Source organism: Bacillus sp. BC05(2025) (assembly GCF_056725905.1).
This window is the reverse complement of the sequence record NZ_JBWYRA010000001.1, coordinates 676,916-691,674: the sequence shown is the minus strand read 5'-3', so window position 1 is coordinate 691,674 and position 14,759 is coordinate 676,916. Positions and strand designations below refer to the sequence as shown.

Genomic DNA, 14,759 nt, shown 5'->3' with positions numbered 1-14,759 from the left:
ACATTTTAAAGAAAATTGCCGATAGAACACTCCAGTCTGTTCTTGAATTTTGAAATGTGAGAGTTGAATAAAGATGGATTATATGTGATTTTTTAATCTACTTCCCATGAGTTCCGCCATTTGTTTTGCATCTGGATTCTCTTCATCGTACAATTTCTCAATAATGTTAATATAATCCGTCTCATTTCGATTTTGACTTAATTTATATGCAGCCTGGATTTCTCCCACCTTAATCTTAAATCCAACTATACCTTTCAGTTCATTTTCTAAGAGAGTAGGGGAAAGTTTATCCCATAATACTGGATTTTCACGATGCCCTTCATATTTTTTCAGCATTGTTGTTAATTCACCTATTAATTCCTCTTTATCTAAAATACTTGCTTTACCATATATATGGACTGCTTGATAATTCCATGTTGGAACTTCTTCATGTTCATACCAAGAAGAAGAGATGTAAGAGTGTGGTCCTTGAAACATTACAAGAACATCTTCACAAGTTTCAAATGTTCTCCACTGAGGATTCCCATAAGCCATATGTCCAGTGATAAAATAGTCATCACCTTTTTTAGTTAATCCAAAGGGCAAATGAGTTGCGATTGGTTTTTCTTTTTCTGTTGTGACGATTGTTCCAAAAGAGTTTTTTTGAACAAAATCCCAAATTCCATCAACATTTGTGACTTTAAAATACTTTGGAATATACATAATAGCCCACCTTTCAAAAAAAGTTATATGAGTGTTTTGATCATTATAAGATCAACTTGTTCGTCATCGCCCATATAAAAGGAATGAGAGCCAGCTTGTACAAAACCTAACTTCTTATAAAAAGCAATAGCATTTTCATTTTTCTCCCATACGCCTAGCCAAATATTCTTTTTATTATGTTCCATTGCAATTTCAATAGCATTATTTAGTAGATATTTACCAAGACCATGTTTTTGAAAGGAGCTCTTTATATAAATTCTTTCTACTTCAAGTGATTCATTGCCCATTTCTTCAGACTGAGCATCATCAATATTGACCTTTAAATATCCAGCAATTTCATCGTTAAAGTAGACAAAAAAGAATTGAGAAGAGATATTGGATAATTCTTTTTCTAATTGTTTTAAGTTAAATGCCTTTTCCAAATAGTGATTCATATTTTCGGGTGAATTCTGATGTTTAAAAGTCTCATTAAATGTTTCATAACTAATTTCTTGAAGTCTGTGTATATCTTCAAGGGTGCACATTTCTATATGTGTAGTCATTTGAATAGTTCGCTCCTTTATATAATCAATAATTTCTCTTATTTCCCTTTTTTACAAATTCCCAATCTTTTTCTATATTTTTTCTTACTCTTTGAAGAAGGTTAGAAATAGTTTCCGCTTCTGTTTCCGAAAATCCCTCTAATGCAACAGTATTGGAATAATCATTTTCTCTTTTAATAAAAGGATAGACGTTTTTTCCTTTTTCTGTTGGAAAAAGTTTTTTGATTTTTTTGTTAGATCCATCTTCTTTCTTTTCGATAAATCCATTGATTTCAAGCTTTTTGATGGCACGGGCTGCGGTTGTACGATCTACTTTTATCATCTCAGATAGCTTTTCTTGAATGATTCCTGGATTTTCACATATTCGCACAAGGTACAAATACTGACCTTTTGTAAGCTCATATTCTTTAAATTCTATATTACTAATAGAATCTAATGCCCTTGCAATCATGCCAATTTCACGAAGAATTTCTTTCATAATGAACTCCTTATCTTTTGTTTTTATTGCAAATGCAACAATTTGAAGTTACATTTAATATAAAATATTTTTATTGTAAATGCAACAAAAATGATGATGAAGAGGTTGATTAAAATGAAGTATGTTTTTTATGTATTAGGAATTTTAATATTAACCCTTGGTATTTCTCTAACAATACAATCAGATCTTGGCACTTCACCTTTTGATGCACTTTTAGTAGGACTTTCTTTAAATGTGGGGCTTACTGTGGGAAGCTGGGAAATAATAATAGCTTTATTATTAATATGTTGTAATTCGATATTAAAAAGACGAAGACCAGAGGTACTAGGGTTGTTAACAGCATTCATAACGGGTATTGGTATTGATATGTGGCTATTTTTATTACGTAATTTAATTATACCTGAAATAGGGTACAGTAAAATGATTTATTTTGGTATCGGATTAGTTATTACAGGATTAGGAACTTCAATATATTTACAAACAAATTTTGCACCCATTCCAATTGATCGATTAACCTTAATCATACAAGAATTAACAAAAACGAACATCTTTATTTCACGAACATTTATTTACCTTATATTCTTGATAATAGCAACGATTTTACATGGACCAATTGGTATTGGAACTATATTAACTGTTTGTTTAGGTGGGTTATTACTAAATTCCTTTATCCCACTCACTAAAAAAGTATTAGATCACTTATTGGTACACCAGAGTAGATTACCAAGTTATAAGAAAAATAAAGCAGCTGACCACAATGATAATAAAAGCATTTTCTAAGGAATCCTTTTCTTTTTCTTGCAAAAAATTCAATTGTTTCTTAAGGTAAGGATGTAGAAGGATGAACAAGAGAGGGTTTAATGAAGATGATACATATTTTATTAGCTGATGATGATAAGCATATTAGAGAATTGTTGCATTACCATTTACAAAAAGAGGGGTTTAAAGTTTTTGAAGCAGAAGATGGAAAGGTAGCACAAGATGTTTTAGAGAAAGAAAATATCCATCTTGCGATAGTAGACATTATGATGCCGTTTGTTGATGGCTATACGTTATGTGAAGAAATCCGGAAGTATCATGATATACCGGTTATTTTATTAACTGCAAAAGATCAGTTAGTTGATAAAGAAAAAGGATTCATTTCTGGTACGGACGATTATATTGTAAAACCATTTGAGCCAGCTGAAGTCATTTTCCGTATGAAAGCATTACTACGTCGTTATCAAATGCTGAATGCTGATATGATTACGCTGCACGGAACGACTATTGACCGAAAAGGGTTTGAAGTGAAGTGTAATGGTCAAACGATTTTACTTCCGCTGAAGGAATTTGAATTGTTATCACAACTAGCTAGTTATCCAGGAAGAACATTTTCAAGAGAAGAATTAATTGAATTAGTATGGGGAATGGATTTTGAAGGGGATGAACGAACGGTTGACGTTCATGTGAAGAGGCTACGAGATCGCTTCTCAAAACGAACGGATGATTTTCAAATTACGACAGTACGTGGACTCGGTTATAAGTTGGAGTTGAAATAAAATGAAATCATTATATTCTAGATTTGTTTTTATGACGGTTGGAATCATGCTACTTAGCAGTATTATCGGTTTTTTATTAACAAATGTGTACTATCAAGTGAAGTTAAAACCGTACAATAGTGAAAAGATTTTAATGTATGCGGAAGAAGTAAAATCGTTATATGAAAAGCAAAGTGAAGAAAATCAAGAGGCATACTTACAGTCTATTGCGAAGCTAGGATATGAAATTTATATTGTCGATGATCAAAAGAACGGAAAGCGTATCGGTAATGCGTTTCGTAAAACGACAATAAGTGATGATATCGTTCATAAAGTATTGCAAGGAGAAACGTTTAATGGTGTTTCTACGTATCCAACGCGTCTTTTCATTACAGGATTTTTCGATAATGAATTAATTAATAGCGTCGGTGTACCAATGCAACACGGTGATAAACAGTACGCTTTATTCATTCGCCCTGACATTCAGCAACAATTTGGTGAGATGCGAATTTTTCTAGCGGTTTTACTAGGGTTTATCGTACTATTAAGTATTATCTTTATCGCAATCGCAGCAGGTTATATCGTTCGTCCTATTCGTAAATTTACAAAGGCCACGCAAAAAATTGCGAGTGGTGAATATGAAATTGAATTAGACGTAAAGCGAAAAGATGAAATAGGGACGTTATCTACAAGTTTCCAAAAGATGACGAAAAGTATAAAAGAACTAGATGAAATGAGACAAGAATTCGTTTCGAATGTTTCACACGAATTTCAATCGCCGCTTTCTTCTATACAAGGGTTTTCGAAAACATTGCAAACAGAAAAGATGAGTGCGGAAGAAAGAAACCATTACTTACAAATTATTGAGGGCGAAAGTAAGCGAATGTCTAGTTTATGTAAACAGTTACTTACGCTAGCTTCATTAGATAAAGAAGAGAAAGTGTTGCAAATAAAAGAATTCAATCTACAAAAGCAAATTAAAGACGTCATTTTTATGCTCGAATGGAAATGGCGTGAAAAAGACATCGCCGTTGAATTTGATGTGCCGGACATTACAATACGAGGGGATGAAAATTTACTTCATCAAGTATGGAGTAATATCTTTACGAATAGTATTAAGTTTTCAAGCGACGGCGGGACCATTGAGTTTTTTGTCGAAGAGTTAGAGTCTAGTATCATGATTTCTATATCAGACAACGGAATCGGTATGGATAAAGAAGAAATGGACCGTATATTTGATCGTTTTTATAAAGTGGATACTGCAAGAGCGAGAAACGTAGAAGGTAGTGGCTTAGGATTATCCATCGTGCAGAAAATTGTTGAACTGCATAACGGAAATATTTCAGTGTATAGTACGAAAGGGGAAGGGACTACTGTTCAGGTGGAGCTTCCGAAATAGAGGAAAGAGGCTGTTTTTGAAACAGCCTCTTCTTTTTGTCGATAAGTCGATATAATCGGAAAATCGCTGATATATTTTGAGTTGCGATATATTTGAAAAATCGCCGATATAAATTTTTACGTAACCCTCACTTCAGCTATAAAGCCGCACCTTTCCCGCGCTCTACTTTAAACTGCACCCCAAAAGTATCCGCTGTAATCTCATCAGCTTTTGGCAGTGCTCGTAATTTCGGATGAAGTAGCCATATGAGCGAAATAAATAAAATCCCGATGCTAGCGAGCGCGAAAATGAGTTGGCTACTAAATACATTTGCGGCGTATCCACCAATTAAAGAGCCGAACGGCATAGCGATTGTGCCCATACTTCGCATAACTGAGTTAATGCGTCCAATATATTGGTTTGGAATTACAATTTGACTAATTGTCGCAAATAATATGTTCGTGGCACCAATTGGAATCCAAGCTAGGCCGAATAAGAAAATAGACAGCCATTGAAACGGTACAACCGTAGAGAAAAACCAAAAGATAGCACCAGTCGCAAAGCCAATAATAGAAGTGCGGCCAACATTACGTTTGCCAACCCATGAACTGAATAGCGCTCCAATTAAACTACCTGCTGATATAGCTGCTAAGAAGAAACCATATGATTTCACGCCTCCTAAAGAATCAGCGAAAGAAGGGAGTATTGCCATTGTCATACCGATTGAAAAATTAGCAACAACTGAGCCGATTAAGAATATGCCCATTAATGAACGAAAGACGATCGAAAAACCTTCTTTTAAATCAGTGAAATATTGTTTCGTTGAAAGTGATGTGTTCGTTTCGGTTTGCTTTGGCATTTTCAATGAAAAGAACAAAAGCGCAGTAATCGCGAATGTAAAGGAGTCGATTACATATAAAGTGATTGCGCCAAATAGTGCTACTAATATGCCAGAAAGCGTTGTGCAAATTAAATCGATGCCTTGATATGCAAATGAGAAGAGAGAGTTTCCTTTTAATAATTGTGTTTTATGCAGTAGAAGTGGTAAAGCTTTTGACTGTGCAGGATAGGCGAATTGTTCGATAAAAGCTACGATGGGCATGATGATGAGTAGTAGTTGGACTGTTAATAGGTCGAAGTAGTGTGTAATAGGGATGATTAATATAAGAATGCATTGCAAAACTTGTGTAATGACGAGGGTGTTTTTTATTGCCCATCTATCAACGAATGGGCCGGTAAGGAATTGTAATGCAGAAGGTAATAATGTAAGGAAACCAGCCAATCCAGAATAAAAAGGATTACCACTCAGCTTATATACGAGCCACATCGCGGCTACATAGTATAAGCTATCTCCTATGTTTGTAAAAATTCTCCCTAAAAACAGTAAGAGGAAATCCCGGTTTTTTAATATGTCCATTTAATCTACTCCTTTATAATAAAGTGAAACTTTAATCAGTAGGAGGTTCATCCCCACTGATTATTAGCCCTCACCAATCGGACGTTTACGGGCAGTTAATCTCCCACCTAACTTCTTTTTTTAGTTGAATTTTGAGGTTGGAATTTTACTGCCCGTTAATGTCGGATAAATTTATTCGGTAAAATAAATTTGACCGTTGGTGTAAAAAAAATCATATTACGATTTTTCTTCCTTTTTAACAAAGCGCTGCATTGCTTTTTCATCGATTTGTAGTGCAGTAGTAGAGATGTAATAAGATTTCCTATTTGGATCTTTATCTGCGTCTTTTGCGATATCATTTAATTCAGCCATTAATTCATGAAACTTTTTCACCCACACTTGAAATTGTTCCGGCGTAGCATCAAACTCCCAGCAAGATGAAACGTAATTCCACTCAGCCGGGTCTTCGCTTTCTTTTCGTAATATAAAAGCTTCTTCAGGAGCAGCGAGAATATGGTTTTTCGTTGTTTCTGCCATTTGTAAAAAGATTTGGCGACCTGATTCGCTTAACATTTCTAAATGAGGTAATAGGTCTGCAGCAGGGGTGAAGCCTCTAGCGACAGATTGATAGAACTTTTGAATGATGCCATTCTTTTCTTCTGTATAAACAATTTCTATAAAACCATTCTTTTCTAATTCTTTTAAATGATAATGAATTTTCGCCCTTGGAATGCCGAATTTCTCAGATAGTAATTGTCCTGTATAAGGACGTTCGCATAGACGCATCATCATTTCGACACGTAGTGGATCGCTTATTGCTTTTAGTTGGCTATAAGTAGTGAGTGTTAACATGGGCTTCAAAATGATCAACTCCTTAAATGAAATTACTCGGTCAAGATTATTTGACTGAATTGTACCAAGGATTCCAACTGTTTTCAATACTTTCTGAAAATTTAATCTTACTCTCTGTAATCTTCTGTTCATATTCCGTTCATATTTCTTTTTTATGATTAGTGCATAGAAAGAAAGAGGAAGGAGCGAGCGAAATGTTTTTAGCTCTGCGTGAATTAAAACAATCAAAATTACGATATGGATTAATCGGACTGATTATGGTGTTATTATCATTTTTAGTTCTTGTTATTTCAGGATTAGCAAATGGACTATCATATGATAATGCTTCATCGATTCAAAATATGGAGGCAAATAAGTTCGTTTTAGCAGATGATGCGGAAAATAAATTACTTCGTTCACAAATTAAGAAAGATGATGTAGATAACGTAGTCAATCAAGTAGGCGAGAAAGAGGCCGTTCCGTTTCGTGTGAAAGTTTCAACGTATGAAAAGAAAGATAGTTCGAAAAAAGTGGATGTTGCTATTTTCTCAAGTGAACGTGATTCATTTTTAGAACCGAACATTGTAAAAGGTGAGAAATTAGGCACAGCAAACAATGAAATGGTTGCTGACGAATCAATTAAAGAAAAAGGAATTGATATTGGAGATACAATTATTGATCCTGTTTCAAAGAAAGAATTTAAAATTGTTGGATTTACAAAAGATCAAATGTTTAGCCATACACCAGTCGTTTATGTAAATGAAGACGTATGGGGCGCTATTTCACAACCAAACCAAAAAGATTATAGTGCAATTGCACTTAACACAGATAAAGAGATTAAAAATGCACACGTAATTGACAAAAAAGAAGTACTGCAAAGTATTCCAGGATTTAAAGAAGAGCAAGGAACATTAACGATGATCATTGCATTCTTACTAGTTATCGCTGCGTTACTAATCGGCGTATTCTTCTACGTCATTACACTGCAAAAAACACAGCAATTAGGCGTATTAAAAGCAATTGGTACGAAGAACTCTTATTTAGCAAATAGCTTAGTCGTACAGGCGTTATTCTTATCAGTCGTTGCGATGGTAATCAGTATTGTTCTTGTACAAGGATTAGAACAAATTTTACCAGCAGGTATGCCATTCTTATTAACAATACCGATGATTGCACAATATGCAGCAATCTTTATCGTCATTAGTATTTTAGGAACACTTATTTCGTTATACCAAGTATTAAAAGTTGATGCGCTAGAAGCAATTGGAGGCGGGATGTAATGACTTCATTATTGAAATTAGACAAAGTAAGTAAAGTGTACGGAGAAGGGAATACGGAAGTAACAGCCCTTCATCCGATGTCGCTTGATGTGAAAGCTGGAGAGTTTATCGGAATCGTCGGTCCTTCTGGATCAGGGAAAAGTACGTTATTATCAATCGCGGGTGCTTTATTATCACCGTCGAAAGGGGATATTTACATTCGTGAACAAAATATTACGAAGCTATCAGAAAAGGAAATGACAGACATTCGTTTGAAAAAAATCGGCTTCATTTTCCAGTTCGCAAATCTCGTTCCATATTTAAATGTAAAAGAACAATTACTTTACATTGCAAAGCTTAAAAAAGAAAACAAACAAGAATCAGAAAAGCGTGCGGATCATTTATTAGCAGCATTTGGATTAGGGGAAAGAAAAAATCATTATCCAAATCAACTGTCTGGCGGAGAAAAACAAAGGGTAGCAATCGCTCGCGCGTTTATGAACAATCCGGATTTAATATTAGCGGATGAACCAACGGCTAGCTTAGATTCAAAACGTGCACGTGAAGTTGTAGAAATGATGAAACGTGAAGTGAAAGAGAGCCAAAAAGCAGCAATTATGATTACGCACGATGAAAGGATGCTTGATGTATGTGATCGTATATTGACGCTAAGAGATGGAAAGTTAATATAAAGAAAAATGGCCAACCGTACATGCGGTTGGCCTTTGTATAATTGCTTTATTTTGAGAATAAAGTTTTAATTTTATTTCGTGTAATTAATAAAACGCCGCCTAATACAGATAACATGCCTAAAGCCATATTGTTTGATTGCTCACTACCAGCGTTAGGAAGTTCTTTAGCATTGTTATTTACGTTTGTAGTATCAGCTTTTGTTTCTGTTTGTTTCGATTGAGATACTTCATTAATTTTGTTATCTACATTTTGCTTCGTAGTATGTACCTCAGCTAATTTGTCTTCAATTTTTTTCTCAGTATGTTTAAAGTCGTTGATTTTAATATCTAAGTCTTGTTTTTTCTTTGTTAAATCATCTGAAACAGTTTGTTTCGCTTGTTTAATTTCGTTAATTTTATTTAGTAAATCTTCTCTAGCTTTTTGTAATTCAGCTAGTTTGTTTTTTACATCTTGTTTCGCTAGTTCTAAGTTAGCGGAAAGACTATCTAAATTGCCTTTAATTTTCTTAAGTTCCTCTAACGTATTCCCAGTATGCGGCTTATTTTCTTTTAGCTCAGCAAGTTTGTCCTCAGCAGTTTGTTTTGCTTTCTTTAACTCAGCTAATTTTTCATCTACCTGTTTTTTAACTTCCTTAAGTTCATTAACCTTTTGATCAATGTTCTCTTTATGTTGCTTCATTTCATTCACTTTTTCATCGACAGTTTGTTTATGTTCTTTAATCTCATTCACTTTGTTATCGATATTTTGCTTATGTTCTTTCACTTCAGCAACTTTATCTTCTACTTGTTTTTTATGCTCTTTTATTTCAGCGATTTTATCTTCGGCGATTTGCTTGTCTTGCTGAAGTTTTGCATCGAACTCTTCTTTACGTTGCTTAATTTCGTTAATTTTTTCATCAGCAACTTGTTTACGCTCGTGTAGTTCATTCACCTTCGTATCAACATTTTCCTTAACTTTGTTAAGTTCATTTAATGTTTGATCCACGTTTTCTTTGTGTTGCTGCAATTTCGCATCTAACTCTTGTCTATGTTGCTTAATTTCAGCTAATCGATCTCCTGTACTTTGCTGAGGAGTAGCATCAGTTACTTCTGCATGGGCAGAGTTTGCGCCAGCAATCATTGCCAGAGCTAGTGTAGACGCAGCGATTGTTTGTTTTGTTTTCATATTTTTGTACCTCTTTTCTTTCATATGCATGAGCTGTTTTGTGTAAAATTGAGCATATAGAAGTAGATTATCTTATCATTATATACCATGTAGGATGTCTAGAGGAAGTATTTGCATAATAATCTATCATTATGTAATTATAAAATTCTCTTATTTTGGAGTAGGGGACAAATCTTTAGCTAGACGAACAATTTCTTCAATAGTAAAGTTTACATCTTTATTATTGCGAATAACAAACAAATAATCAGCCTCATTTTCTACAGGATCTACGACATCTTCGTGAAGTGATTCAGTTTGTTGTCGATCGAGTACTTCCTTGAAATTAGAATATCCACCTCTAAAAATATTCGTACTTCGCGTGCTTCGAGCTACTCTTTCGCAAAGGACATCATCTGGAATGTCAAAATGAACGAGTATACGTACATATTCCTTTTGCTGAAACAATTCATTTAGCAAATACATCCGGCCATTTCGACTTCTATTTGAGCTGCAAATAATAAGGTGTAAACTCGTATGTTCTTTTGCATAATCAACAATGAATTTCGAAAGACCGTGTTTAAATGTATTAGCGCCTTCAGCCGGTTGTAACTTTTCATAATGCGTATTAATAAATTCAGCTTGGTTATCTTGATCCATAACGAAAGAGTGGGGTAACTCATTTTCTAGTTCTTTAGCAAATGTAGTTTTTCCGCTGTGTGTTTTTCCTACGGTAATGATCACTAATCGTTTCATATTGTCCTCCATATGTATTGTTATCATTTGGGGTATTCGGTGTGAATCGACAATTTTCCTGCTGGGGGATATGCAAAGTGACTGAGTAGCAATAGGCTGAAAGTTTTACGAAAAAAATATTCTTTTTAGAAAGAAGGCAGTAATGCTATCGTTACTGAAATATATTATAAAAATGTTCTTGATGAAAAGGAGATTTAATAATAAAAAGGTAAAAACATATATCTTTTATTTTTAAATATAGTCTTTCATAATCAATGTTGCACCAATTGGAAAATTCATGGAAAAGTGTTATGGTTTATTTGGGAACTGTACATTATTTGTTTTCAGTAAAAAAGGGGGATTAAAGTGGGAGCTAAAATTTTTAACGGCAGGCATATAGCTAATAGTAAGGATCAAGAATTTGTTGTTTTTATTATTGGTATGCGTATTAATAACCTATTGAAATTTTGGAAGTGGATACCAGTTTTTAATGCTATGGGACCTATGATTAAAGAATTGTATCAAAACCCACAGTGGGGTTTCTTACATACAGAATTCTTCTTTAGTTGGAGAAAGGTTGTATTAATTCAATACTGGAAGGGATTCGATGAATTAGTAAACTATGCTCACGGAAAAAATCATTCAAATGCTTGGAAATCATATAATAATAAGATTAAAGATAATGGGAGTGTTGGTGTTTTTCACGAAACGTATCGGATAGAAAAAGGTGCTTCTGAAGCAATCTATGTTAATATGCCAAAAACAGGTTTATCTAGAGCTACCGAACATATACCAGTATCTCAAGATACTAATACCGCTCAAAAAAGAATGGATAAATAATTCGAAAACTTGTGTATATAATTACGTTTTTTCTGCCAGAGAATATACAAATTATTAGAGTGGTAGCAGGCTGGAAACTTGACAAAAAAACTTATTTATGCTATAATTTACCAATATAAAAATAAAGTGTATAATAGGGTTCTCCTGGCCAGGGGAACCCTATTTTTGTTGTGAAAATGAAGGAGTGTATGTGCGTGAAAAAAGGTGAAGCAAGTGTAACGTCGCTAGTATCAGCTTTCGGAAGGGCGTATCACAGTGAATTTGATCGTCCTAAAATCTTTGATGATTATGTAGCTAAAGATTTCATTCCACAAAAAGAACGTAACGATATTGAAACGAATATGGTTCAAGGAATACATTTTTTTAATACAGACATTGCACAGAAGTTTCAAGACAATCCACAAGAAATATTAAAATGGATTACACAAGTTCAATTATCACCAACACCTTTGGCACGTGCGGCATACTGTGAAAGAGTATTACTACATGAGATTACATTAGGTGCAAAGCAATACGTCATACTTGGTGCGGGCTTAGATACGTTCAGTTTCAGACATCGAGAATTAGAGAATGAAATAGAAATATTTGAAGTAGATCATCCTTCTACGCAAGCATTTAAGAAGGAGAGAATAAAAGACACAGAACTTGAAATTCCAAACAACCTTCATTTTATTTCGATGGATTTCACGAAAGGATTTTCCAGTGAACAGTTACGGAATGAAGGATTTGAAAATAAAAAGACTTTCTTTAGCCTATTAGGTGTTACGTACTATTTAACGAAAGAGGAGTTATCTAGTTTAATAGAACGTTTATTTGCGATGGTTCCAGAGGGGAGTTCTATCGTATTCGATTATCCGGATGAAAACTTATTTACCGAAAAAGGATTCTCCAATCGAGTTGAGAATATGGTGAAAATGGCTGCAGTAGGCGGAGAACCGATGAAATCGTGTTTTTCTTATACCGAAATGGAAGCATTGTTAGAGAAGGCAGGCTTACTCATTTATGAACATTTATCACCAGAGGATATTCATACTTTATATTTTGAAGGACGAAATGATTATTTAAAAGCTTTTGAGACGGTGCATTACGTGCATGCGGTGAAGAAGTAGCGGGTTAGTAGGCATGGGGAGAAATCTCTGTGTCTTTTTTGTGGGAGAACAAGGGGGGAATATTAACTAGGAAGGGAAATTCGGTAATGTAAAGAATATGAAGTATGAATGTAATGAATTAAGTAGAAATGATAAAGGAGAGCGTAATGTACACAATTGGACAAGTTGCTAAATTTTTAGATGTATCTAGAGATACTTTAAAGTTTTATGAGGAAAAAGATTTGGTCAAGCCGAAGCAAAATACTGAGAATGGATATAGAAAATATAATCATTTTGATATATATGATATAACAACGGTCAATTTCTATAGGGAAATGGATATCGAAATAAAAAAAATCCAGGAATTAAGAAAAAGTAAGAGTATAGAGGAAATAAAATCACTGTTGGAAGAGAAAGAACAAGAAGTTTTAGAGGAGATAGAATATAAAAAGCTTCTTTTAAAAAAGGTTCAAATTGTAAAAGAAGATTGTGAAAAAATAAAGCAATTCTTAGGTAAATACGTAGTAAAAGAAATGAAGCCTTTAGAAGTAAACGGAGAAATAGAGCATTTTACTGCGTATGATGAATATGAATCTTTGAAAAAGAACAGAGATAACTTAAAGAAGGCAGTTACTTTAAACTCTTTACGAAGAGTTATACATTTCAATGAAGAAGGTATTATAGAAGATAAATTTATTATTGTAAGAAAAGTAGAGGACTCTGATAAAAGAGTGGAAGGAAAAATTCTATCGCATCCAAAATGTATTTATACAGTTATTGAAGATGGAAGGTGGGCAACTGGTGGGGAAAGTATTGATCATAATGTGGAATCTAGTTTAAGAAAAGCAGCGATAGAACAAGGGCATGAACTTTTAGGGCTAGTGTATATAAATATATTACTTACCACATATAAAGATGAACTTGAGCGTATATTTTTAGAAATTTATGCACCTGTAAAATAATGCAGACATGTATTGACCTGTGAGTAACCCCCAGGTTTAAGCTGAAAGTATCTGTAAATATAAATACTATTATGTTTACGAAATATTTAGTTTGAAATGGGGATTGTGCATGAATAGGGAAAAGAAACTAAAAAAACCAGTAGTGAGTTTTATCGTACTAACCAATATCATTTTTTTGCCGCTTTTCTTGCTTGTAGGTGCTATAAGTATGCTAGGGTTCCCTACATGGATCTTTGATGTAATGTTTTGTATATCGTCTTGGTCCTCAACTTTTGCTTTTGCAATGCTATTTAAAAAAATCTATCCGGGACAGAGTTTTATACAATTTGTAAAAGACAAGTTCAAGGACAAACTTAAAGTTTCTGCCCTTCTTATTGTGAGTGCGATTCAAACTTTTATATTTTTAATGATTTTGTTTGTTATGTCTAAAAATAGTGAAGTAGACTCAATTTTTACTGTCTCTTCATGGGGCATGCTAATCTATTTCTTTGTTAAAAACTTTCTTGCGGGGCCATTGGGAGAAGAACTAGGATGGAGAGGCTTTGCACAAATTGAACTTCAAAAGAATTATTCACCATTAAAAGCTTCGCTAATTATAGGGTTTTGGTGGGGAATGTGGCACCTACCTATATGGTTTACTACAGGATTTGTGGGAATTGACCTAATTAAATATATTCTATTTTTTATGATCTCTATTATATCTATAAAAATTGTCATGACTGCATTTTACAATTTAAATCAGAATTTAATGATCCCAATCATCATCCATCAATTTTTTAATTTTTTTATTGGTATCTTAAACGGAAATTTAATCGATTTAATTATGTATAACGCGATTTTTTATTTAGTAGTTGCAGTTTTAATGATCACTTTAAATCCAAAGAAAGTATTGTATGGAAGGGAAGGTACGAATAGTATTAACGGGAAGTTTCATAGGGTATAGTAATTTAAAGTAAAGGAGAAATAGAAGATGTTTAAATTACAAGAGAAATGTAATGGTGTGAAAATGTTTACTACTAAAGTAGGAGAAACTGCAGTAGGTCAACTAAATTAGTATCCTATAGTCGTTAACTTAAACAATACATAACTTAATGCCCATTTTTTGTATTAAATTCACTGCTCTCGAATAAAGAACAGTCCACCCTAAATATGTAGAACTTTGATTTTTATTACAAATTTGTAAGGTTAAGTAATGAAA

At 33.7% G+C, this 14,759-nt stretch carries 16 protein-coding genes; 9 read left to right on the top strand and 7 right to left on the bottom strand.

Going from position 1 to position 14,759, the window contains the following annotated elements:
* Positions 1–78: 78 nt before the first annotated feature.
* From paiB to ACZ76X_RS03645, 3 genes are read right to left on the bottom strand one after another with little or no spacing between them, the layout of a single operon-like run.
* Positions 79–702 (bottom strand): protease synthase/sporulation negative transcriptional regulator PaiB, encoded by a 624-nt coding sequence (gene paiB, locus ACZ76X_RS03655; RefSeq protein WP_479849573.1) that lies wholly within the window; start codon positions 700–702, stop codon positions 79–81.
* 23 nt (positions 703–725) lie between these two features.
* Positions 726–1,244 (bottom strand): spermidine/spermine N(1)-acetyltransferase, encoded by a 519-nt coding sequence (gene paiA / locus ACZ76X_RS03650; RefSeq protein ID WP_479849572.1) that lies wholly within the window; start codon positions 1,242–1,244, stop codon positions 726–728.
* Positions 1,245–1,269: 25 nt separating this feature from the next.
* The gene (locus tag ACZ76X_RS03645; RefSeq protein ID WP_098253956.1) at positions 1,270–1,722 is read right to left on the bottom strand and encodes a MarR family winged helix-turn-helix transcriptional regulator; all 453 of its coding nucleotides are present in this window, start codon (positions 1,720–1,722) and stop codon (positions 1,270–1,272) included.
* A gap of 114 nt (positions 1,723–1,836) precedes the next feature.
* On the opposite strand from ACZ76X_RS03645, the gene ACZ76X_RS03640 reads away from it, so the two are divergent.
* The 3 genes from ACZ76X_RS03640 to ACZ76X_RS03630 all read left to right on the top strand — a co-directional run bounded on the left by ACZ76X_RS03640 (position 1,837) and on the right by ACZ76X_RS03630 (position 4,638).
* Positions 1,837–2,502: a YczE/YyaS/YitT family protein gene (locus ACZ76X_RS03640; protein WP_479849571.1), complete on the top strand. Its 666-nt coding sequence runs from the start codon at positions 1,837–1,839 to the stop codon at positions 2,500–2,502.
* 80 nt (positions 2,503–2,582) lie between these two features.
* Positions 2,583–3,260: a response regulator transcription factor gene (locus ACZ76X_RS03635; protein WP_479849570.1), complete on the top strand. Its 678-nt coding sequence runs from the start codon at positions 2,583–2,585 to the stop codon at positions 3,258–3,260.
* 1 nt (position 3,261) lies between these two features.
* Positions 3,262–4,638: a sensor histidine kinase gene (locus ACZ76X_RS03630; RefSeq protein WP_479849569.1), complete on the top strand. Its 1,377-nt coding sequence runs from the start codon at positions 3,262–3,264 to the stop codon at positions 4,636–4,638.
* A gap of 136 nt (positions 4,639–4,774) precedes the next feature.
* Here ACZ76X_RS03630 and ACZ76X_RS03625 read toward each other — a convergent pair whose 3' ends face one another.
* Both ACZ76X_RS03625 and ACZ76X_RS03620 read right to left on the bottom strand, forming a co-directional pair.
* Positions 4,775–6,034: an MFS transporter gene (locus tag ACZ76X_RS03625; protein ID WP_479849568.1), complete on the bottom strand. Its 1,260-nt coding sequence runs from the start codon at positions 6,032–6,034 to the stop codon at positions 4,775–4,777.
* 216 nt (positions 6,035–6,250) lie between these two features.
* The gene (locus ACZ76X_RS03620) at positions 6,251–6,874 is read right to left on the bottom strand and encodes an ArsR/SmtB family transcription factor (protein WP_479849567.1); all 624 of its coding nucleotides are present in this window, start codon (positions 6,872–6,874) and stop codon (positions 6,251–6,253) included.
* Between the two features lie 185 nt (positions 6,875–7,059).
* Between ACZ76X_RS03620 and ACZ76X_RS03615 the strand changes: the two genes are divergently transcribed.
* Positions 7,060–8,124, top strand: a complete 1,065-nt coding sequence (locus ACZ76X_RS03615; protein WP_479849566.1) for an ABC transporter permease — start codon at positions 7,060–7,062, stop codon at positions 8,122–8,124.
* A complete protein-coding gene (locus ACZ76X_RS03610; RefSeq protein ID WP_000202604.1) occupies positions 8,124–8,795 on the top strand; it encodes an ABC transporter ATP-binding protein in 672 nt (223 codons plus the stop codon). Before ACZ76X_RS03615 ends, ACZ76X_RS03610 begins: the two co-directional genes overlap by 1 nt.
* A gap of 46 nt (positions 8,796–8,841) precedes the next feature.
* Here the strand turns inward: ACZ76X_RS03610 and ACZ76X_RS03605 are convergent, their stop codons facing one another.
* The gene (locus ACZ76X_RS03605) at positions 8,842–9,960 is read right to left on the bottom strand and encodes an LPXTG cell wall anchor domain-containing protein (protein ID WP_479849565.1); all 1,119 of its coding nucleotides are present in this window, start codon (positions 9,958–9,960) and stop codon (positions 8,842–8,844) included.
* A gap of 150 nt (positions 9,961–10,110) precedes the next feature.
* The gene (locus tag ACZ76X_RS03600; RefSeq protein ID WP_479849564.1) at positions 10,111–10,704 is read right to left on the bottom strand and encodes an AAA family ATPase; all 594 of its coding nucleotides are present in this window, start codon (positions 10,702–10,704) and stop codon (positions 10,111–10,113) included.
* Between the two features lie 333 nt (positions 10,705–11,037).
* On the opposite strand from ACZ76X_RS03600, the gene ACZ76X_RS03595 reads away from it, so the two are divergent.
* The 4 genes from ACZ76X_RS03595 to ACZ76X_RS03580 all read left to right on the top strand — a co-directional run bounded on the left by ACZ76X_RS03595 (position 11,038) and on the right by ACZ76X_RS03580 (position 14,504).
* On the top strand, positions 11,038–11,511 hold the full coding sequence (locus ACZ76X_RS03595) for a DUF4188 domain-containing protein (RefSeq protein WP_098669683.1): 474 nt from the start codon (positions 11,038–11,040) through the stop codon (positions 11,509–11,511).
* 194 nt (positions 11,512–11,705) lie between these two features.
* On the top strand, positions 11,706–12,620 hold the full coding sequence (locus tag ACZ76X_RS03590) for a class I SAM-dependent methyltransferase (RefSeq protein WP_479849563.1): 915 nt from the start codon (positions 11,706–11,708) through the stop codon (positions 12,618–12,620).
* 146 nt (positions 12,621–12,766) lie between these two features.
* Positions 12,767–13,561: a MerR family transcriptional regulator gene (locus tag ACZ76X_RS03585; RefSeq protein WP_431070606.1), complete on the top strand. Its 795-nt coding sequence runs from the start codon at positions 12,767–12,769 to the stop codon at positions 13,559–13,561.
* A 109-nt stretch (positions 13,562–13,670) separates the two neighbouring features.
* Positions 13,671–14,504: a CPBP family intramembrane glutamic endopeptidase gene (locus ACZ76X_RS03580; RefSeq protein ID WP_479849562.1), complete on the top strand. Its 834-nt coding sequence runs from the start codon at positions 13,671–13,673 to the stop codon at positions 14,502–14,504.
* The last annotated feature ends 255 nt before the right edge of the window (positions 14,505–14,759 follow it).